This is a genomic window from Streptomyces sp. NRRL B-24484 (assembly GCF_000717715.1).
In the GTDB taxonomy this organism is placed as follows: Bacteria; Actinomycetota; Actinomycetes; order Streptomycetales; family Streptomycetaceae; genus Kitasatospora.
Genome location: NZ_JOAI01000040.1, coordinates 33,904 through 52,366, shown reverse-complemented (window position 1 = coordinate 52,366; position 18,463 = coordinate 33,904). Strand labels below are relative to the sequence as shown.

General features: G+C 71.0%; 15 protein-coding genes and 1 pseudogene. 7 read left to right on the top strand and 9 right to left on the bottom strand.

The window, feature by feature from the left end:
- Positions 1–21 precede the first annotated feature (21 nt).
- Positions 22–2,184, bottom strand: coding sequence for a B12-binding domain-containing radical SAM protein (locus IE98_RS0130005; protein ID WP_234443730.1), 2,163 nt, complete (start codon positions 2,182–2,184; stop codon positions 22–24).
- Between the two features lie 338 nt (positions 2,185–2,522).
- On the opposite strand from IE98_RS0130005, the gene IE98_RS0130000 reads away from it, so the two are divergent.
- A complete protein-coding gene (locus tag IE98_RS0130000) occupies positions 2,523–3,863 on the top strand; it encodes a hypothetical protein (protein ID WP_030274340.1) in 1,341 nt (446 codons plus the stop codon).
- A gap of 181 nt (positions 3,864–4,044) precedes the next feature.
- On the opposite strand, the gene IE98_RS0129995 is transcribed toward IE98_RS0130000, so the two are convergent.
- Positions 4,045–4,569, bottom strand: coding sequence for a transcriptional regulator (locus tag IE98_RS0129995; protein ID WP_324605815.1), 525 nt, complete (start codon positions 4,567–4,569; stop codon positions 4,045–4,047).
- A gap of 63 nt (positions 4,570–4,632) precedes the next feature.
- Entirely contained in the window at positions 4,633–6,936 is a 2,304-nt protein-coding gene (locus IE98_RS46945) for a DnaB-like helicase C-terminal domain-containing protein (protein ID WP_052391147.1), read from the bottom strand.
- Between the two features lie 245 nt (positions 6,937–7,181).
- Here IE98_RS46945 and IE98_RS0129985 point away from each other — a divergent pair, with 245 nt between their 5' ends.
- Positions 7,182–8,114, top strand: a complete 933-nt coding sequence (locus tag IE98_RS0129985; protein WP_030274334.1) for a transcriptional regulator — start codon at positions 7,182–7,184, stop codon at positions 8,112–8,114.
- 589 nt (positions 8,115–8,703) lie between these two features.
- Here the strand turns inward: IE98_RS0129985 and IE98_RS0129980 are convergent.
- Together IE98_RS0129980 and IE98_RS0129975 are read right to left on the bottom strand one after the other, a co-directional pair.
- Positions 8,704–9,072, bottom strand: coding sequence for a hypothetical protein (locus tag IE98_RS0129980; RefSeq protein WP_030274333.1), 369 nt, complete (start codon positions 9,070–9,072; stop codon positions 8,704–8,706).
- Between the two features lie 5 nt (positions 9,073–9,077).
- Entirely contained in the window at positions 9,078–9,335 is a 258-nt protein-coding gene (locus IE98_RS0129975) for a hypothetical protein (RefSeq protein WP_030274331.1), read from the bottom strand.
- Between the two features lie 141 nt (positions 9,336–9,476).
- Between IE98_RS0129975 and IE98_RS45200 the strand changes: the two genes are divergently transcribed.
- Positions 9,477–11,321, top strand: coding sequence for a zeta toxin family protein (locus IE98_RS45200; protein WP_078661408.1), 1,845 nt, complete (start codon positions 9,477–9,479; stop codon positions 11,319–11,321).
- 69 nt (positions 11,322–11,390) lie between these two features.
- Here IE98_RS45200 and IE98_RS0129965 read toward each other — a convergent pair whose 3' ends face one another.
- Entirely contained in the window at positions 11,391–11,672 is a 282-nt protein-coding gene (locus IE98_RS0129965; protein ID WP_030274329.1) for a hypothetical protein, read from the bottom strand.
- A 167-nt stretch (positions 11,673–11,839) separates the two neighbouring features.
- On the opposite strand from IE98_RS0129965, the gene IE98_RS0129960 reads away from it, so the two are divergent.
- The gene (locus tag IE98_RS0129960) at positions 11,840–14,509 is read left to right on the top strand and encodes an ATP/GTP-binding protein (RefSeq protein WP_078661407.1); all 2,670 of its coding nucleotides are present in this window, start codon (positions 11,840–11,842) and stop codon (positions 14,507–14,509) included.
- 221 nt (positions 14,510–14,730) lie between these two features.
- On the top strand, positions 14,731–15,522 hold the full coding sequence (locus tag IE98_RS0129955) for a hypothetical protein (protein ID WP_030274326.1): 792 nt from the start codon (positions 14,731–14,733) through the stop codon (positions 15,520–15,522).
- 292 nt (positions 15,523–15,814) lie between these two features.
- Here IE98_RS0129955 and IE98_RS46940 read toward each other — a convergent pair.
- The 3 genes and pseudogenes from IE98_RS46940 to IE98_RS49545 form a co-directional block, all read right to left on the bottom strand.
- Positions 15,815–15,961 (bottom strand): annotated as a pseudogene (locus tag IE98_RS46940) (repressor LexA); the annotation flags it as partial.
- A gap of 250 nt (positions 15,962–16,211) precedes the next feature.
- Positions 16,212–16,553 (bottom strand): hypothetical protein, encoded by a 342-nt coding sequence (locus IE98_RS0129945; RefSeq protein WP_159401114.1) that lies wholly within the window; start codon positions 16,551–16,553, stop codon positions 16,212–16,214.
- Positions 16,554–16,795: 242 nt separating this feature from the next.
- A complete protein-coding gene (locus IE98_RS49545) occupies positions 16,796–17,014 on the bottom strand; it encodes a hypothetical protein (RefSeq protein ID WP_159401113.1) in 219 nt (72 codons plus the stop codon).
- A gap of 649 nt (positions 17,015–17,663) precedes the next feature.
- Here IE98_RS49545 and IE98_RS0129935 point away from each other — a divergent pair.
- Entirely contained in the window at positions 17,664–17,948 is a 285-nt protein-coding gene (locus IE98_RS0129935) for a DUF6247 family protein (protein WP_159401112.1), read from the top strand.
- Positions 17,945–18,232: a hypothetical protein gene (locus tag IE98_RS0129930; protein WP_030274321.1), complete on the top strand. Its 288-nt coding sequence runs from the start codon at positions 17,945–17,947 to the stop codon at positions 18,230–18,232. Before IE98_RS0129935 ends, IE98_RS0129930 begins: the two co-directional genes overlap by 4 nt.
- The last annotated feature ends 231 nt before the right edge of the window (positions 18,233–18,463 follow it).

Sequence of the window (18,463 nt, the reverse complement as noted above, 5' to 3'; positions counted from 1 at the left end):
TGTGGGGGCGGCCCGCCCGCATCAGGTCCCGCACGGGTCCCCCGCGTTGATCAGCTCCCAGTCGCTGTTGGCCCGCCACCGCCGGTACTCCGCCGTCAGCAGCTCGGCCCGCTCGCCGGGCAGCACCACGACCGCGGAGTGGACCGCGTTCCACGCCCGACCGCCGAGGTTCGCGATCTCCTCGTCCAGCAGTGCCCGCAGCTTCGCGTGCAGGCCGGCGCCGCCGCCCTCCACTCCCATGGCCAGCGGCGTCTCCTCGATCGCGCCGACCATGCGTCCCAGCACCGCGTATGCGGCGTCCTTGAGAACCACCCGGGCCACGCGCACCGCCCGCCACGCCTCGCCCTGGTCCAAGATCTTCTCCAGGGACTTGAGGGTGTAGTCCAGGGCGAAGTTCCGGTCGATCCACCGCTGCGCCCATTCCGAGGCGACGCCGATCCGCCAGTCCGCGAAGTCGGCGTCCTGGCGCCCCATCGACGGCCTGGCCGCACCGGCCAGGCCCGCAGCCTGGACCATCCGGGTGTAGGCGGCGCCGATAAGGCACTCCATGGACACGAGCATGTACGAGATGCCCTGGTGGAGCTGCCGGCCCGTGGTGTACTTCGCGACGAAGTCCTCGTCGCGCACGCCGGCGACGATCTCCTCGACGGACAGGTGCGGGAGCGGGCGCAGCAGCAGGTCGTCGCGGCCCTGGAACGCGTAGGTGGCCTTGAGCTCTTCCAGTGTCATCAGGTGGTCGAACGTGATGTAGGTGAACCGCGTCGGGATGCCGAGCGCGGAGAGCGTCCGGATCGCGAGCGCGCTCTGCTCGCCGGTCGTGTCCTTGCGGAACCGCTCGAGGATGGAGTCCACGCCGGACTCCACCCCGAACAGACAGCGGCGCAGGCCTCGCTGGACCAGCTCGCGCCACATCTCGGCCCGCTCGGCGTGCCAAGCCAGATCGCGGTCGGGGTCGACGACCTGGTCGATGCGGCAGCTCGTCTCCCAGGAGAATCCTGCGCCGTGGAGGGTCGCGGCCATGTCGAGGGCGCGGGGGACGGCGTCCGCCCCGCGGCCGATGAACTCCTCGTCGACCGCGTACAGGATTCGCGCGGTGCCGGGGTGCTGGTCGAAGACGCGGCCCATCTCGTCCAGGAGCCAGGGGAACGTGGCGGAGCCGGCACCGTTCCACTGGCCTTTGTGGCCTCGCGGGCAGAAGCTGCAGGCGCTGGTGCAGCCGCGGGAGCACTCGATCTGGGCGACGCCGTGGTGCCGGAAGGTGTCATCGAGCAGGTCGAGCTCGGGCAGGATGTCGTTCTCGTCCCGCAGGGAGGCGGCGGGCAGGCCGGTGCGGCGCTGCACGGCGAGGGTGCCGGCGCCGCGCGGGGCTCCGGTGTAGCCGATCCCCGGGATGTCCTCGCGGCGGATGTCCCCGTGCCAGTGGGCGAGGATGCCGCGGATCGTCGGCTCGCCGGCGCCCCGGGCGACCAGCAGATCGGGGTAGGCCTCGAGGAGCAGCCTCTCGTTTCGGACCGTCAGGCTGCCGCCCGCCACGACCAGCGGAGGCTCGGGCAGGGCGTACGCGGCGTTGAGGAGCTCCACCAGCAGGTCGTGCTGTCCGAAGGTCGCGGAGATGCCGAGGACGTCCGGCGTGCGGTCGCTGACCTCCTTGACCAGGTCCTGCAGGTCGACGCCGAGCTGCATGTCGAGCAGCTTGGTGGTTCCCGTCAGGGTGGAGCGGGCGGCACGGGCCACGGCGCTGATCGCCAGCGGGAAGCGCGGCAGCGGGAAGTTCTCGGGGTGGTACAGGGCGGCCAGAAGCAGCCGCGGCTGGGACAGCCGGTGGACCGCGTACTCGTCCAGGTCCGCGGTCGACAGCCATGAGGAGGGCTTGTCGAGGTCGATGTGGCCTGTCAGCCAGGCTGGCCAGTGGCGGGTCTCGTGGGCCAGGCCCGAGAGATCCGCGACGCTCCAGCGGCCGTCGGAGCGTTCGACGAGGACGAGCCGACGCTCCAGCGTGCCGGTGACGATCACGCGGCCGACGCTGTCGCCCATGTTGTCCTTCAGGTGCTGGCGCAGCCGGTTGGGCATGGTGCGCCACGCTTCGGCGGTGGCCGCGACCCGGGTGGGGTCGACGCCGGGGGCAACTGCCTCCAGCAGGGGCGTGAGGGAGCCGGCCAACAGGCCGGACCGGTGTGGAGCCATGAACGCCTCCATTTCTCCTGTGCGGAGAAGAGCCCGACGGGCATGACGGGGCAGCCGGGACGGGTGGGAGTGGCTGCCGTTAGAGCGAAGACGGGCGGCTCCCCTGTCGATCTGGGAAGCACACGACCGCTGCCGCACACCATGACTGACCGTCAGTTCCTGGGTGCGCTGGGCGAGTACGGCCGTTGAGCGGCCGTCCTGAGCCTCCGGATGCTCAGGACGTCGCGTCCTGCCATGAGTGATTCAAGCCGGGCGGCCAGGTGCGGTGTAACCCCGTCGTGGGGCCCCCATCGAGGGGGCGCGCGCCCCGCCGGCCGCGCAACCGTTGGGGGACCTTCGTGAGTGAGCGCCCGGGACTGCTCGTACTCCCTGCCGGATTCCTGGAAGATCCGCAGGTGGTGGCGGCACTGAAGATCCGCGACTTCGCCACCGTGTTCACTGCGGCCAAGGCCGCCGGCCTCAGCTACAACCACATCGCCGAGGCGTGTTCCATGAAGCCTGAGCGGGTATCACTTGTAGCCCGCCGCGAGGCCTCGGTTACCTCTTTCGAGGGTGTCGAGCGGATCGCGGACGGCCTGGGCATTCCGGGTAGATATCTCGGTCTCGCTCAGCGACCCTGGGAGAAGCCCGCCCCGCCTGGTTCTACGGAGCAGCCCCATGAACCCTCGACAGACGAAGCCATGAAGCGGCGCCTGGCCCTCAAGGCCCTCCTCGCCGGCGGCCTGTCCGCCGTCGCGCTCGGCACGCTCGCCGACGAGCGCCACACTCTGGACGCCGCTCTCGCCGGCCGCACTACGCCCACCGACCTCGACTACTGGGAAGAGGTCGCCGACAACTACGCCCTCGGCTACGGAGGCCAGGCCCCGGCCGCCCGGCTCGGCGTGCTCGCCGCCGACGTTGTCGAGTTGCGGACCCTTCTGAGCCAGCCCCAGACCACGGAGGATCGCGGCCGACTGTGTCGCACGGTAGGTCAGCTCTCGGGGATGGCCGCGATCGTCCTTCACGATCTCGGTGAAGCGCAGGAGGCGAGGGGCTGGTTCCACTCCGCCCGCCTGGCGGCGAAGGAGTCCGGAGACAAGCAGGTCCTCGCGTGGCTCTACGCCAGGGAGGCCATGACACCCCTGACGTACGGTGTGCCGCGGGAAGCGGTGCGCCTGTCCGACCTCGCCGTGGCAGCTGCAGGTGGGCGTCCGTCCGCAGCCTCGGCTCTCGCTTCGGCGGTGTCCGCCCGGGCCCACGCGGTGTCCGGGAACGCGGAGGCGGCAAGGGAGGCCCTGACGCAGGCGCAGGCGTTCGCCGAGAGCCTCGACTCTGCGGGAAGCGCCGACACGTGGCTGGGGCTGCCGGAGCAGAAGCTGCAGATTCACCTGTCGCACGCCTACACCAGGCTCGGCGATGTCCGGCCCGCCCGGTCTGCACAGGCCCGGGCCCTACAGCTGTCGGGGGCCAGCAGCTACCAGGCGCGGGCCTTGATGCAGATGGACGCGGCGCTCTGCGACCATCACGCCGGCGATACCGTCGACGGCTGCCGGCGGGCCGTGGACGCCCTGGTCGAGCTCCCCGCTGACCAGCGGACCGGACTTGTGCGCTCGCGTGCAGCTGATCTGCTGCGGGTGATCCCGGCGAGCCGGACCGGCGAGCGGGCCGTGGCTGACCTCCGCGAGGTCTTGCGCGCCTGACAAGGCTGAAGGTGCGGCTGGCTGGCGCCCTGGCCCCGGTCTCGACGTCGTCGAGCGCGCACACCTACGCCTTCGAGTAGTTCCTGGTTCCTGTCCGCCTCGTCGGCTGACTCGTCCCGCAGCTCACGGCGCACGACGAAGGGCTGTGCACCCTTGGAAGGTTGCACAGCCCTTGTCTCGATCACCGGGGGACGGCGAATCCAACGTGTTCCACGTAGGTGTACGCGTCGTAGTCCGAGCCGAGCTGGTTGAGGACCTCGTCCCAGATCTGGTCTAGGAGATCGGCGTCCTCGTCCAGCCAGGCATCGACGAAGTCGTCCCACACGCCCCGCAGGTTGATGCGGCGGACATCGATGTCGCGCTGGTGCTTCTCCGGAACGTGACTCTGATCGACCGGATAGATCTCGATCTCGGTGCCTGCACCGTCGTTGTCGAGCAGTTCCTTGAGCCGGGGCACGAGGTTGCGTCCCTTGAGCGCCCAGTAGGCTGCGTCGATCTTGGCAAGGTTGTCCGGTCGCGGTGTGCTCGCGCCGTCCAGCCAGCTCTTGAGGGTCCGCGGCTTGACGGTGATGCCGGCCGCCGCCATGGCCTCGGGCCCGCCCTTCTTCTCCGTCAGATACTTCAGCCTGGCGGCCAGTCCTCGCTTGCTGGTGAGCGGCGACTTGATGCCGCGCTTCATCACCTCCGTGTCGAGATGAATCGCCATCGCCACGCCGCCAGGGATTCCCCGGGCGTTGTACCGCCCGAGTTCTCTCCACCGTCCGGCCATTTACTTACGTCCCCTCCTCTTGGGCCTTTCCATCGGAATTTCGTACCTCTCCTCGGCCTTCTCCTTGACCTGGGTCAGGCCCCGGCCCTCCTCGAACACATCGCGCCAGGCCCCGATGACGTGCAGTTCGTCGGTGCCCTTCATGGCTGCGATCTGCAGGCCGGCCTTGTGGGCCTTCAACGCCTTCAAATACAGGTTGAAGAACGCCTGGGCGCGCAGGATGTGCTGCCAGGCCGGGTTGTTGAGCAGGTGGTTGTTGACGCTGGTGCCGCTCGTCGAGACGAATTTCGCGTACATGTCCTTGACGTACTCGACGACGATGATGTCGTCCTCTTCGATTCCGCGCTGACGGGCGGTGGCGAGCGCCAGGCGAAGATATTCGAGCATGTGCTCGGAGCTGTGCGCGACCCATGCCTCGTGGACCGTCGGCTGCTGGCACAGGCCCATCCCGGCCAGCCGGCGCAGGAGCCGGAGCGTGGCGGTGGTGATCCACGCATCGTCCTCCCGCTCCCGGCTGCCCATGGGGTCCGGCAGGTTCCGGTGCTCCCACGGCCTCACGCTGACCCGCACGACGCCGGCGAACTTGGGGTCCCAGTCGCTGCCGCCGAAGTGCTTGAGCTGCCCGATCGGCAGGTGGGCCTTGAACGCGCTTAGGTACGCGGCATTCATGTCGAGCCGGTGCACGAGCTGCTTCGGGCCGGGCCCGTAGAGGAGGTCCTCGTTCTCCCAGTTGGGCCGGCCTTCCCAGACGAGGTCGGCCTTGCTGCCGTCCTGCCGCTTGAACAGCTCCAGGAGCGGCGGGTGGGCGGTGTGCTCGTATCGCGCGTCCTCGCGAGTGTAGGCGAACAGGCCCATCACGTCCTGGATCGCCGACTTCTGCAGCATCTTGATGGCGAGCTGGATGTCGCCCTGCGCGAGCTCGATCGCGCTGTTCCGCTTCTTCTCGATCATCGCCAGCAAGTGGTTGACGATGGCGTCCTTGCCGCGGCCGGTCGACAACTTGGTCGCGCCGGTCCGCACGACCACGCCTTCCACCGGGGCACCGGCAGGTGCCGCCGCGGGCGGCTCGTCACTGGCGGCTGACGGACTGGCAGTGACACGGTCCGGCACCGCGCTTGCATCGGCCGCAGCCGCTTCGGCTGCCGCAGTGGCTGTGGGCTCGGGCGCGACGGCAGGGGCGGCCTCCACCGGGCGTGCCGCGAGCTCGGAGGCCGCGACGGCGGGCGGCCGGTCGATCAGCCGGGCACGGGAGCTGTCCAGGAGTAGCGGCACGTCCGTCTGCACACCCAGGTCGGCCTCGATGATGCGCAGGTCGACGGCGGACTCGGTGCGAGAGAGGGCGAGCACGAGGTCGGCGCCCAGCGTGAGCGCCGCGGTGTGGTCGGGCGAGTCGAGCGCGGCCAGGATCGGGATCTGGTGCTGCTGGGCGAGGATGGCGAGCTCGCGTACGGCCGGTGGCACGTTGGTGCCCGACAGCGGGCGGTGGGGATGCGGCTCGGACTGCAGGCGATCCACGACGACCAGGCGGATCTCGTTGCCGTCGCGCAGCACCTCACCGATCGCCGCCACGTCCAGGCCGGTGCCGTCGTCGATGAGCAGCGGGGCCGCCTGCAGCGTGGGCGCGAAGTCGGCGACGCTGTGCTGCTCGGCGGGGGTGAGGGCGCCGGCGCGCAGACGCTGGTAGTCGACGTCGGCGCGGGCGGCGATGAGGCGGTAGGTGATGTCGGTCCGGGTCGGACCCGATGCTGCGTAGAGGACGCTGGTGCCCGCGTCGAGCGCCGCGGCGGCGGCCGCGGACAGGGCGAGCAGGCTGGTGCCGGATCCCGGGGCGCCGACGACGAGTGTGAGGCGACCATGGCGAAGCACGGCGGCGGCCTGGTCGACGCCGGGGATCCCGATGCCGGTCTGCTGGCGGCCGAGGTCGAGGAGCGCAGTGACGCTGTCGCCCACCGTGGCCAGCACCCGCGAGGAGACGGGCCGGGCGGGGGCGTGGGCCGAGACCAGGAGGGCGACCGGCTTGTTGTGGCGGGTGATGACGGAGGGCTGGCCGGCGGCGGCGACGATGAGCGCGGAGAGAGTGTTGCGGGCTTCCGCGACGCCCGAGCGCTTCAGGCCGGCCAGGTCGGTGCCCTCGGCGATCCCGACGATCTGGGCGCAGTGCGTGTCGTGCCGGATCGTCGTGGGGTGTCCGCTCTGAGCCTGGTTGATGAGCGTGGGCAGCTGCTTCCGGGCGTCCTCAACTCCGATCGCGTCCGGTGCGTCGTTCGCTGAGGCGGTAGGGCGCTGACCGCTGCTGACGGGCATGGCAGACCTCCTATTGTGTACGGAACCACCTTACACCTCCGCCTTACGTCGTGGGGCAATTTTGTAAGGTTTGGGGCCTTTGGTATGGCTGTGAACAGCTGCTTTGTAGTTTTGAAATGTTGGGCATCGATGTAAGGCGAGGCAGGGTTTCATGACAGTCGAGACGACCTGCCCCGCCCCGCTCTCAGGAGCCGCTAGCCTGCTGCCGCACCGGTCAATGGATCACCGGTGACGGAGGGGCGGGCATGCTGGAGCTCTGGAACAAGGGGCGGGAGCTTCGCGCGCTGCGCGCCGTGGACGCTGCGAGCGCTCTGCTCGTCGTGGGCATTGGCGAAGCCGGGATGGCCGTCCTGCAGCGGCTCCTGGCCACCGTCTTCGAGTGCGGAGCTGGAGGCACCAGCGCGGCAGTCGAACTGTCCCGGGCCGGGGATGCCCTCATCGGACTCCCCCTGGACACCCCACAGCCCGAGGCCGCCGCCCGGGCCTGGCTCGCGGAGGCGCACCGGCAGCGCGCCTTGGAACGCGCACAGGAAACCGGCGTCGATCCGGACCAAGCCCAAGAGGAGCTGCTGAAGCACCACGCCTGGGCGCTTCACCAGCTCGACCCGCTGGCCCGGCGCATCCGGCTCGTGCACGCCTCCACCGGCCGCACTGCAGCAGAGGTCTCACGGGCCGCCAGACTCGAGGGGCACCTCCTCGCCCGGTGGAGCCGCGGCGCGACCCGCCCGGACGCGGGCCAGCGCCGCGCCCTGGCCCGCGCGCTCGGCCTCGCCCCGGGCTGGCTCGGAGTGCAGCGCGACACTGTCCCGGACACCGTGCTGTACCAGTCCGACGGATCCTGCCCGTGTGGGGTCGGCGCGGCACGATTCGCCGCGGGGACACTCGACGAGCGGCCGCTCAACGCGGCCTGGGGCAAGCTCGGCCTGTTCTGCACCGGTTGCGGCCAGCCCTATCTGGTCGAGCCGGACGGCCGATTCCACCCGGTGCCCGGCATCGGCACCGGGCGTTACGCCCATCAGTTCGGGGCGATCGCTGATGGCGTCCAGCCGGACGGATGGCTCGGAGCCGAGTTGAGCCGGCCTTGGCCGCTGGCCCACTGGTACTCCCCCGACGGCCTCAACCGGCGCGGCGTGCTGCAGATCCCGGAAATCTACCGATCTCCTCCGGCCGCGGGCTGAGTCTCCCGGCTGGCAGGGACTACGGCCCGTCGAATGTGGCACGGGAGGCCGCGAGGGAGCGCGGCAGCGCGGTCCTGCCCTGGACTGCGGCCGGTCGTGCGGTCGCCGGGGCGTGATCGGCGACTGTCGCCGGGCTCGTTGTCCGGGCAGTGTGCCGGGGCGCGGTGGGGGCGCGCCCCGGCAGCGCGGGCGGCCGGGCACTGCTCGACCCGGCCCTCCGGGGCAACATGGCTACCCGGCCGGACGGTTCGTGAACCGCTTCAACCGTCCGTCTGAACCGCCCGTCGGCGGGCTTCGCCACCCTCCCAGCTACCGGCCGCGATAGGTACCTGACCCCTCCTGATCACCCCGTCCCACGGCGGCGGGCGCGGTGAAGGCCTCGGCCAGGATCGGACATGACACTCCTCCACACCCGCTGCCCTGGCTGCCCAAACCCTGGCCACGATGTCCCTCGGCAGACGGCCGGCTGGCGCTGCCACCGACGTACTGGCCTCGTCGGCCTCCTTCGGGCCACCGGTCACCGGCGTGCGGCCGGGTGCCGTCGGCTCGTGCCCTCGCCTGGAGGGGCTTGGCTGTCTCGGCGGCAGGGTTATGGGGTGAGGTCGATGACGCGCACCGGTTGGCCCTTCCAGCGGACCGGGTCGACGGTGGCGACGACCGCGCCGTCCGGGCGCTCCGGGGTCGGGGCGGCGGCGTAGCGGGTGTGTGCCTCGGCCCAGGTGTTCTCCTTGGCCAAGGCCAGGGCGGCGGCGAGGTCGAGGTCGAGGACGGTCACCCCGGGCAGGGCGGCCAGGTGCTCGGCGGTGCCGGGACGGGCCCGGTCGGCTTCCACGAGCGCGCAGGCGGGGGCGTAGAGGTACCAGCCGGCCTCGGCATGGGCGCGGTGGATGAGCCGGGAGGCAAGGATGTTGCCGCGGCCGGCGGCGACCATGGCGGTGTCATCGAGGACGACGTGCAGGACGGTCACTGGCCGCCCGCCTGGGCCAGGCGCCGGTCGAGTTCGGCGTCCAGCTGTTCGGTGTGTGCGGTGTCGGGGTCGTAGCCGTTCCAGGCCTGGAGCCTCTGGCGGGCCTGTTCGGCGCGTTCGGCGCGTTCGGCGGGGGTGAGCAGGGTGTCGGCGAGGCGGGCCAGGTAGGCGCGCAGGGACAGATGCTCGGCCGCGGCGATCTCGGCGAGGCGGTCGCGGGTCTCGGCGGGGATGCGCACGTTGGCGTCGGCCATCAAGGGGCTCCTCTCGGTCCTCATCAGGATATGGGTACGTACCCGCATTCTCTACATGGGTACGTACCCGTACCCGTACCCGCTATGATGTGGTGAGGGCGGACCGCCCATCAGGAGCCTGAAGCGGCGAGGAGCAGCGGGTTGAAGGAGTGGGACGCGGCCCCGGCGGCGTTGTCGGATGCCGAGAGCGCCGCGGTGCTGGAGCGGTTCATTCTTCCGGCCGGGATCGGGCACGCGGTCCGCCAGGAGCGTCCGGTAGTGGTGTTCGTGGCCGGGCAAGCCGGCAGCGGCAAGACGCTCGTCGTCGACCTGGTGCACGCGGCACTCGCCGCGCGGGGCGGTGCGGTGCGAGTGGACCGTGACGCCTACAAGGCCGTCCACCCCCACTACCCCCGGTTCCTCGCTGAGGACGTGCGCACGGCCGGGGTGCGGGTGCGCACGGACACCTACGGATGGCAGGCCCGGCTGGAGGCGCTGCTGCGCATCTACCGGTTCGACGCGGTGGTGGAGGCGGCGCTGGGCCGTCCCGAGGAGTTCCTGGCTGAGATCGCCACCTACCGGCAGGCGGGCTACCGGGTCGAGATCGTGGCCCTGGCCGTGCCCGAGGCGCTCAGCCAGCTCGGCGTCCTGGACCGCTACCTGCACCTGGCTGCCCAGGGCCGGGCCCGCTACGTGGCCTGGGACAACCACGACGCCTGTGCCGCCGCGCTGCCTGACGCGCTTGGCGCGGTGGAGGCCGGGCATCTGGCCGACAAGGTGTTCGTGGTGCGGCGCGGCGCCGCGGCGGTGCTGGAGAGCGTGTACGTCAACGAGCTCGGCTCCAACGGGCGCTGGGTCCGTCCGGCGCGCGCGGCCCAGGCCGTGGTCGCCGAGCGGAAGCGCCCCTGGGACGCGGCGACCACCGGCCGGTTCCGCCGGCAGCTGACCGCGTGCGAGCGGCGTGTGCACGACCCCCGGATCCCCGAAGACTGGGCGCTGGCCGTGAGTCGCGACGCCGAGCGGGCCGCGGCGCTGGCCGAACCGGTGCGCCGCACCGCCCAGCCACTGCAGCGGGCGCCCGGGGTCGACTACCACCGGCTGTCCTCGGACGAGCACGACTTCGTCTTCGACGCGATGGTCGTGCCGACCATGCTGGAGCCAATCACCTCCCAGGAGAAGCCGCTCGTGGTCTACATCGCCGGCCAGCCCGGCGCCGGCAAGACCCGGGCCGCCCAACTGGTCCACCGGTCCCTGCACAGCCCGATCCACCTGGCCGGCGACGACTTCAAGGCCCTGCACCCGGACTACCTTCAGCTGCTGCACACCGATCCGCGCCGTGCCTCGGAGAAGATCCGCACCGACTACCGGGCCTGGCAGGCAAAGGCCGAGGCCTACGTGCGCGAGCGGCACGGGAACCTCGTCATCGAGACCACCCCGGCCGGACCTACGCAGTTCGCCGCAGCCGCGCAGACGTACCGACGGGCCGGGTACCGGGTGGAGCTGCTGGTCCTGGCCGTGCGCGCGGCCGACTCCCGCCAGGGCACCGCCCATCGCTACGCCCGGGTCAGCGGGCGGGGCCTGCCCGCCCGATTCACCACCGCCGCCGGCCACGACACCCACTACCAGGTGCTGCCCGACGTCGTCGCAGCCGCCGAAGAACTGGCGATAGTCGACCAGATCACCGTGATGCGGCGCGACGGCACAGCCCTGTACCGCAGCCAGCCCACCCGCCACCGGCCGCGGCACCCGGGGGCCGTGCTGGCGCTGCTCGCCGAGCAGGCGCGCCCCTACACCGACGAGGAGGCGCACCGGTTCTGGGCCGTCCAGCGCGGCCTGCACGTTGCGATGCCGCAGTACCGCGACGACCTGACCGCCATCGCAGCCCTGGCCGTCCCGCTCATGCCCGCGGCCCTGCAGCCGCGCCGGCTCGAACCGCCCACCGGTGCATCCGGCGCGCTGCCTGCCTGCAGCACACCGGCTGACGGCCTTTCGGCCTCTTGCGTCTGAGCACTACGGAACGGGGGCCGGGCGCCGGCGCCGCGGCGTACTGCTGCGGGGCCGGCGCTGGCGTCGGCTTCAGCTTCCGCCGGTCCCCAGGTTCCTCAGGCGCTCCGCGTACAGGTCGTTGATGCGCGCCATCTCTGCGGGTGCCGCGTCAATGAGCCTGCGCCGGTCCTCGGCGCAGGCCTGCATCTGCTCGATCAGCTCTGCCTGGCGCTGCTGGTCGCCCGAGCGCCGCGCGTCCAGGAGCTGGCGGCCGTACCAAGCGATGACCGCATCGACGGCCTCCTTCGCGTCCTCGTAGGAGACACCCTCGCCGTCCGGGGACGGGGACGATGCGGGCGGGGGAGTATGCACGGTGAACCACCTCAGGGGCTTCGAACGGTCTCGGCCAGGACGGCGCCACCAGCCACCCGGACGGGTACGCCAGTGGCCGGTTCCCGGCCCATTTCCGCTTGATCCTGCCCCCTGACCTGGTCCATCACCTAAATTGGCCTCAGATGACATGTCCTGGGGGGACTCTGGTGGCCGACCTTCGCACGCTGTTCAGCTCCAACGACCCGGTCGACAGCGCCGAGGCGTTCACCAACCGGCAACACCAGTGGTCCCTGGTCGCCACCGCCCTCGAAGAACACCTGCGCACCATCGCCGCCCCCGGCTTCGACGTCGAGGACCTGGAAGCACCGCGCACCCATCTGATCGCCTTCCACGGTGTCGGCGGAGTCGGCAAGACCACCCTGCTGCGCAAACTCGAAGCCTCCCTCGCCGCCGCCGACCAGCGGCCCCAGCAGTGGGGCACGAGCATCGGGGCGGGCGAGCGGCTGCTGCCGGTACGCATCGACCTTTCGCGTTCGGCCTCGACCGGCTCCGACCTCGAACGAGTCATCCTGAGCATCCGACTCGCCCTGGCCGGCGCGGTCGGCCGGTCGATGCCCAGCTTCGACCTGGCGCTGCGCCGCTATTGGGATGCCCAGCACCCCGGCGAGCCGCTGGAGGAGTACATCCGGCGCACCGGGCTGATGGGCAAGGTAGGGCAGCTGCTGCCCGAGCAGCTGCGGTCGGCGGTCGGGGAGGTCGCCGGTTCGCTGGAGCTGCCCGGTCTGGTGGGCTCGGCGGCCGGGCAGGTCGCCTCCGCGCTCGTCACGGCACTGCGTGAGCGCCGCGAGCGGGCCCGGGCGCTGGCCGGAGCCGCCCGCACCGCGGCCCTGCTGGAAGCCGACGCGGACCTGGAGGCGCTGTCTTTCTACCCGCACCTGCTGGCTTGGGAGATCAGTCGGCTGCCCGCCAAGCACGCGGTGGTGCCGGTCGTCCTGCTGGACACCTTCGAGGACACCGAGGACCGGCACCGCGACCTGGAGCGGCTGCTGCAGCGCCTGGTGTGGCTGATGCCGAACTGCTTCTTTGTCATCGCCGGCCGCAACCGCCTCGCCTGGGGCGATGACGCTCTGCAGGGGCAGCTCGACTACACCGGCCCCCAGGCGTGGCCGCACCTCGCCCCGCAGGGCCAGCAGCCGGCCCACGCCGCGGGCGGCCGGCGGCAGCACCTGCTCGGCGACTTCTCCCCGAGCGACTGCGACAACTACCTCGCCCGCCGCCTCACCCACGATGGCCGGCCGCTCATCCCCGCAGACGTGCGCGCCGTCATCACCGCCCGCTCGCATGGCCTGCCCCTGCACCTGGACCTGGCCGTCGCTCGCTTCCTGGAGATCCGCCGCACCGGCCGCACCCCCACCTCGGCCGACTTCGACCACACCTTCCCCGCCCTGATCGCCCGCACCCTGTCCGACCTCACCGACGACGAGCGCCACGTCCTGCGCAGCGCCTCCCTGCTGGACGCCTTCGACCTCGACCTCGCCACCCAGGCCGCCGGCCTGGCCCACCAGGCTGCCGCCCGCCGCCTCGTCGAGCGGCCAATGGTTAGCGAGGACCCGTACGCGACCTGGCCCTACCACCTGCACGGCGCCATCCGCGCCGCGCTGCAGACGGACGACACCACGTCGGCAGACCGGTGGACCCCCGCCGACTGGCACCAGGCCGCCCAGCGGGCCCTGGCCGCGCTCGGCGGGCAGTGGCGCACCCACTCCCCCGCCGCCGGCCGGGCCTGGCTGGTGGCGTGCCTGCGCCAGGGCCTGCGCCTGGCCCGCGACCACCACCTGGACGACCTGGCCTGGCTGACGGACGCCGCGTTCGCCTACATCGACGACTCCGTATGGGAGCCCATCGCCCCGCCCGCCCCTGCCCAGGGCGACGACCAGACCGCGGACACGCCCGCCGACGCCCTGGCCGAGCTGCTCACCGCCATCAGCCGCCGCCAGCACGAACACCGCGCCCACACCGCCCGCCGCCTTGGCGCCGTCCTGGACAGTGGCCTGCTGACCGAGGAACTGACCGACCTTGCCCGGTACTACCGGGCCAAGGCAGACAAGGACCTCGGCCGCACCGCCGCCTCCCTCGAGGGCATGCGCCAGGTCGCCGCCGCGGGCGGGCGCCTCGCCCCGCAAGCGCAGCGAGGCATCGCCAACCTCGCCCGCATCCACGGCGACTTCCCCGCCGCGCTGGCCGCAGCCTCCACCCTGACGTGGAAGAGCCGTCGGCACCGCGTGAAGGGCGACATCCTGTGGCCGCAGGGAGATTTCACCGCGGCCACCCAGGCCCTGCGGGACGGGCGGGCGGAGGCAGAGCAGCACGACGCGCCCGGTGAGCGGGCCATCGCCCAGACCCGCCTGGCCCTGGTCACCGCCTTCACCAACCCAGACCGGGCCGGCGAGGAGATCGACCTCGCCCGCCAGTACCTGGAACCGCTCGACCAGCGCGCCACCGTCCTGCACCTCCAGGTCGCCGGCCTGGTCCGTGACGCCGGCACCGACAACTGCGAGATCGCCGACCGCCACACCGTGCTGCGGGCCCAGATCGACGTCGCCGGCCTGCCCTGGCTCATCCCGCTGCTGGAGACCGCTCTCGCCTTCCACCACGCCGTCTGCGGTGCCGAGAACGACCTGACCGCCACCCTCGCCCGTCTGCGCGACGCCACCGCGAACGGCGACTTCGCCTACTACCTGGACATCGCCCACTTCATGGCCGACCGCCCGCTGCCCGCCCCCTCCACCACACAGTGGCTCGACGCCGAAGAGACGGTCCGCACCAGGTGGCGGTCCCTCGTAACCGGCCGTCAGGAGACCCGGACGCACCAGTAGACAGTGCCTGCGTCCCGCACCTGCCCAACGTGCAGGCACCATCAGCCACGGCCCGGGCTTCATACCTCGTGGATCCGATCGACCAAGGCAAGCCATGACCAACCACGCCGGTCGACCACCTGCATTGATCCGTGCCCCAGGCCCGTCGCCGACGCCGTGACCGGGCGAGTGCCACCACAACTTCGCCGCATGCCGCCGCCCGACAAAGATGGAGGGATTCGATGGGAACCACGACGTGGATAGTCCTGGCGATGCTGGTCCTTGGCGGCTGGCTGGTGCTGCGGATCGGCAAGTACCCGGGGAACTGGCGCTTCTCCTTCAGCCCTCGCCCCGAATACCGCAAGCACCGGCGAGATCTGAAAGCGGCCCGCGAGAAGCTTCGCCGCCTAGAGCACGCCGCGGGGCAGGAACGCGACAGCGCACGCACCGCGATGGAGGCGGCAGTCTCCAGCCACGGGCGCCGCGTCCGTGAGGCCGAGCTGCGCCTGTCCCGGCTGCGTGACCCGGGCCAGGGTGCACTGCGCAGCGAACTCGCTGGCACTCTGCGGCTCTACGACCACGTGCTGCAGGTGACGGCAGAGGGACGAACCACCTCACACCCGCTCAACGGGATCTCGATCCGCGACGAGTACTCGCACTCGTTTGGCCACGTCTACCTGACACTGCCCGATGGCCTCCAGCAGCTGCTGACCTTCTCGCTGAAGAAGACACCCGAGGCAGACATCTCCCCGATGGAGACACCCGAGGCTGAGGTGAGGGCGTTCGTCGTCGACGTCCACAACGCCATCGCCAAGGCCAAAGCGGCCAAGGCGCAGCGCAAGGCGCTCATCCCCCAGGCCGAGGCCGATCTCCAGCTCGCCATCGCCGATACGAACGGGCAGCAGCAGGCGCAGCAGAAACTGGAGGAGGTCACCACCCGCTTGAAGAAGGACACCCGCATCCCGCAGGCGCGCCGCGAGCTGGATGCCGCCCGCGACCGTTGGCAGCAGCTGACCGGGCACCGGCCCGAGTAGGGCATCCCGCCACGTCGTCACGGTCCGGGACCCTGGAACCGCTGGCCGGCTTCCGGCGGCCAACCGGCTCTTGCTCTCGTGCGGCTCCGATCGGCTCGCTGCTCACTCACCTGCTGTACGCAGGGCGTGCGGGGTCGGCGAGGCCGGTGCACGCAGCGAGCCGATCACCGATCGTCGTGCCGCAGCGGAGCAGGACCGGGAGCACGGTGAGGATCGTGTCCTAGAGAGGGCCGAGGGCCTGGTCGGCGAGGCCGTGGAGGTCGCTGTAGAGGCCGACGGCCTCGCCGATCTAGCGCATGGACGGCGGGTAACCGCGGCGCTGCACGGAATCCCGGATGACCTCGATGACGCGGCGCTGGCGCTCAGTCAGGCCGGTCTCATCGGTGCAGACGCCGCGGGGGCGTCTGGCGCGGACGGTGTGCGCAGTGTCCTCCGGCACGGGCGCTCCTCAGCGATGGGATCTTGGTGGGCTGCACTCTACGCCCGCTGCTTTCGGCGGTTTACGAACAATTCGGTGCCCAATACCGTGTCTACCTGCGCCGATTCCTGGAGGCCCCCAAGGGGCTCCCGGCACCCGCGGCCCATGAATGCCGCTGCCTCTGCCCGATCGGACTGGGCAGGGGCAGTCGGCTTCCTCAGTGATCACACCGTAGCGGGTGGCGCGGACAGTTCGGCCGACGGCCGGCTGGTCAGGACGTCCGGTCTGCCTTCGGAACGGGGCCGAGCGCCTCGAGGCGGACAGCGTTCAGCCTGCGGCCCGACTTGGACTCCAGGTAGTCGGTGCAGCCGTTGGGGCAGGAACCGTCCTCAGGCTCAAAGGGGTGATCATGGAACACGTACAGACACTCCTGGCACATCGACACGGGCGCGTTGGTGCACTCCATGCACTCGCAGCCCGCTCCCCAGCCGGCGCACTCCTCGTACCCGGCCAGTTCGGGATTGGCGACAGCCCAAGCGGCGTGCCGGCGGGATTCCCCGGTCAGGGCCATTCGGGCGGTGATCTCGGCCTTGCGGCGGTGGTCGGCGGGCATGCTGCACTCCTCGGGCATGGCGGAATCGACATGCGCGGTGCGGAGCACCATGGCGTCGGGCGGAGCCCTCGGCGGACCAGCGCGGTGGCAACACTGAGCCTACCAACAGCTCACGAGCCGTCAGCAGTCCCGGGTGCCGCGGCCCACCAGGAGTGCGGGTCGGCGTATCGGTCGCCGTGCTGAGGATGCCCGCGGCTCCGTGCTTGGGCCCGGCCGATTCCGGCCGGGCCCCACGACAGCGGTTATACCCGCCTGCTGTACATGGCGATCATCGGAACCACCAGGACCGTGATACCGGTGAGCACGGCCTGCACCGGACTCGTTCCTGCGGCGATCGAGCCGCCCGAGAGAACGACGTCGACCATGAGCGCGATCAAGGGATAGGGCACGGGAAGGCTGCGCGAGTCACGCGGCCGTGCCCGCTGGGGACGGTCGCCACGGTGGGGTTCATGTGTCAGCATGTTGATGCTGCTCCTCTCAACGCTGGTGGACGCATTTGCCTGAGCGGTATGCAGTAGGAAGAGCCGCCTGGCAGGGCGGCTCTTCTGCATTTTCGCGCTCAGGATCTGCGAGCAGCATAGGACACCGGAGCCGCGTTCCCTTTTCCGGAATTCCGCAGACCAAGGCCGTTTTGATGGGCCGAAAGAGCGTCGCTTTCCAGACTTGAGAACGGCCCTGCAGATCTCATGCCGACCCGTCTGGATCACTGGTTCATGCTGGTAGATGACGGCACGTCGCCGACCATCAGTCAGATCTGGAAACTCCATCTGAAGGCCCGTTACTCCAAAAGAGTGAAAGGCTTCCGCGCGAGAGATGGGCCCCTACTGCTCCGAAAGAGTGAACGCGGAAATATGGCTCCGTATGCGTCCGACCCGCCTTCCGCTTGGAAATACGCTGAGAGTGAACCCGCCCCGGCCCCCGCAGTCCATGCCAGGGAACACCCGGCGCCTGCGCGCCAGAGGCTGACAACCCCACGGGCCCCGTCGGCGGGAACGCCGCAAGGCCCGGAGCACAGCCCCGCGGACACGAGAATCACGGGTCGGTACCGGACTGTCGATCCGAGGGGGACACTGGTACCAGCCCACCTGCACGAGATCTCCGGGAGGAACGGTGAGCACTGCACCGGTGCACGGCCACCATGGCGATGGCAGCCAGCCGATCGCCCGGACCCCGGACGCCGTCGCCGAGGCCCTGCCACCGGCGCAGCGGATGGAGTTCTACCGGGAGATGGGCGAGGCCACCGACGAGACGATCGGTGGCGTTCTGCGCCGCTGGTGGCTGCGGGCCGAGCTCTACCGCGATCCCGAGGGCGACCGCATCCATGCCGCCCTCCAGGCCGGCACCGCTCCCGGGGACTCGGCGTCGGTGGTTCTGCGCCGTCTCGGCGCCCAGTGAGCGATCACGACGTCCCCGCCGCGGACGACCCGATCACCCTTTCCCCGGCCGTCGAGGAGCTCCTCGCCGACCCGGCCACACCGGCGGACGTGTTCTCCGCCGCGGTCGCGTTCCTCGTGGAGTTGCGCGAGAACCCCTTCCCTCACCTCAGCCTGCCCGTCCCCGGCAGGCCCGGTATGCACTCGGCGCCGCTGCACCGGGACGTCGGGCTGGTGGAGTACGCGGTGAACGAGAGCACGGACCCGCCGCTCATCTACGTTTCGCGGATCCTGCGCGCGGACTGATGCGCCTGTTTGGGTCTCGGGGCCTTGGCTGACCGGCACCGGGCCCGTCCCTGACTGCGAGCCGTGGTCTGTCTGCAGGTCGGGCCCGGCGTGCTCCAGGCGGCGCCGCGTCCGCCGTCACCGCTCCGCGGCTGGCGGCGTCTGCGCCCATGCAACGCCGCTGGCGTACCCGAGGAGCTCGCCGCCGGTATCGGCCTGTCGAATCGCCTCTCGTGACCCCGCCTGCCACTT

Coding starts and splice junctions, on each gene's coding strand:
- IE98_RS0129985 (WP_030274334.1), top strand. CDS start 7,182: ATGCTGGAGCTCTGGAACAAGGGGCGGGAGCTTCGCGCGCTGCGCGCC.
- IE98_RS0129995 (WP_324605815.1), bottom strand. CDS start 4,569: ATGGCGATTCATCTCGACACGGAGGTGATGAAGCGCGGCATCAAGTCG.
- IE98_RS0129945 (WP_159401114.1), bottom strand. CDS start 16,553: ATGCCCGCCGACCACCGCCGCAAGGCCGAGATCACCGCCCGAATGGCC.
- IE98_RS49545 (WP_159401113.1), bottom strand. CDS start 17,014: ATGCTGACACATGAACCCCACCGTGGCGACCGTCCCCAGCGGGCACGG.
- IE98_RS46945 (WP_052391147.1), bottom strand. CDS start 6,936: ATGCCCGTCAGCAGCGGTCAGCGCCCTACCGCCTCAGCGAACGACGCA.
- IE98_RS0129975 (WP_030274331.1), bottom strand. CDS start 9,335: ATGGCCGACGCCAACGTGCGCATCCCCGCCGAGACCCGCGACCGCCTC.
- IE98_RS0130005 (WP_234443730.1), bottom strand. CDS start 2,184: ATGGCTCCACACCGGTCCGGCCTGTTGGCCGGCTCCCTCACGCCCCTG.
- IE98_RS0129955 (WP_030274326.1), top strand. CDS start 14,731: ATGGGAACCACGACGTGGATAGTCCTGGCGATGCTGGTCCTTGGCGGC.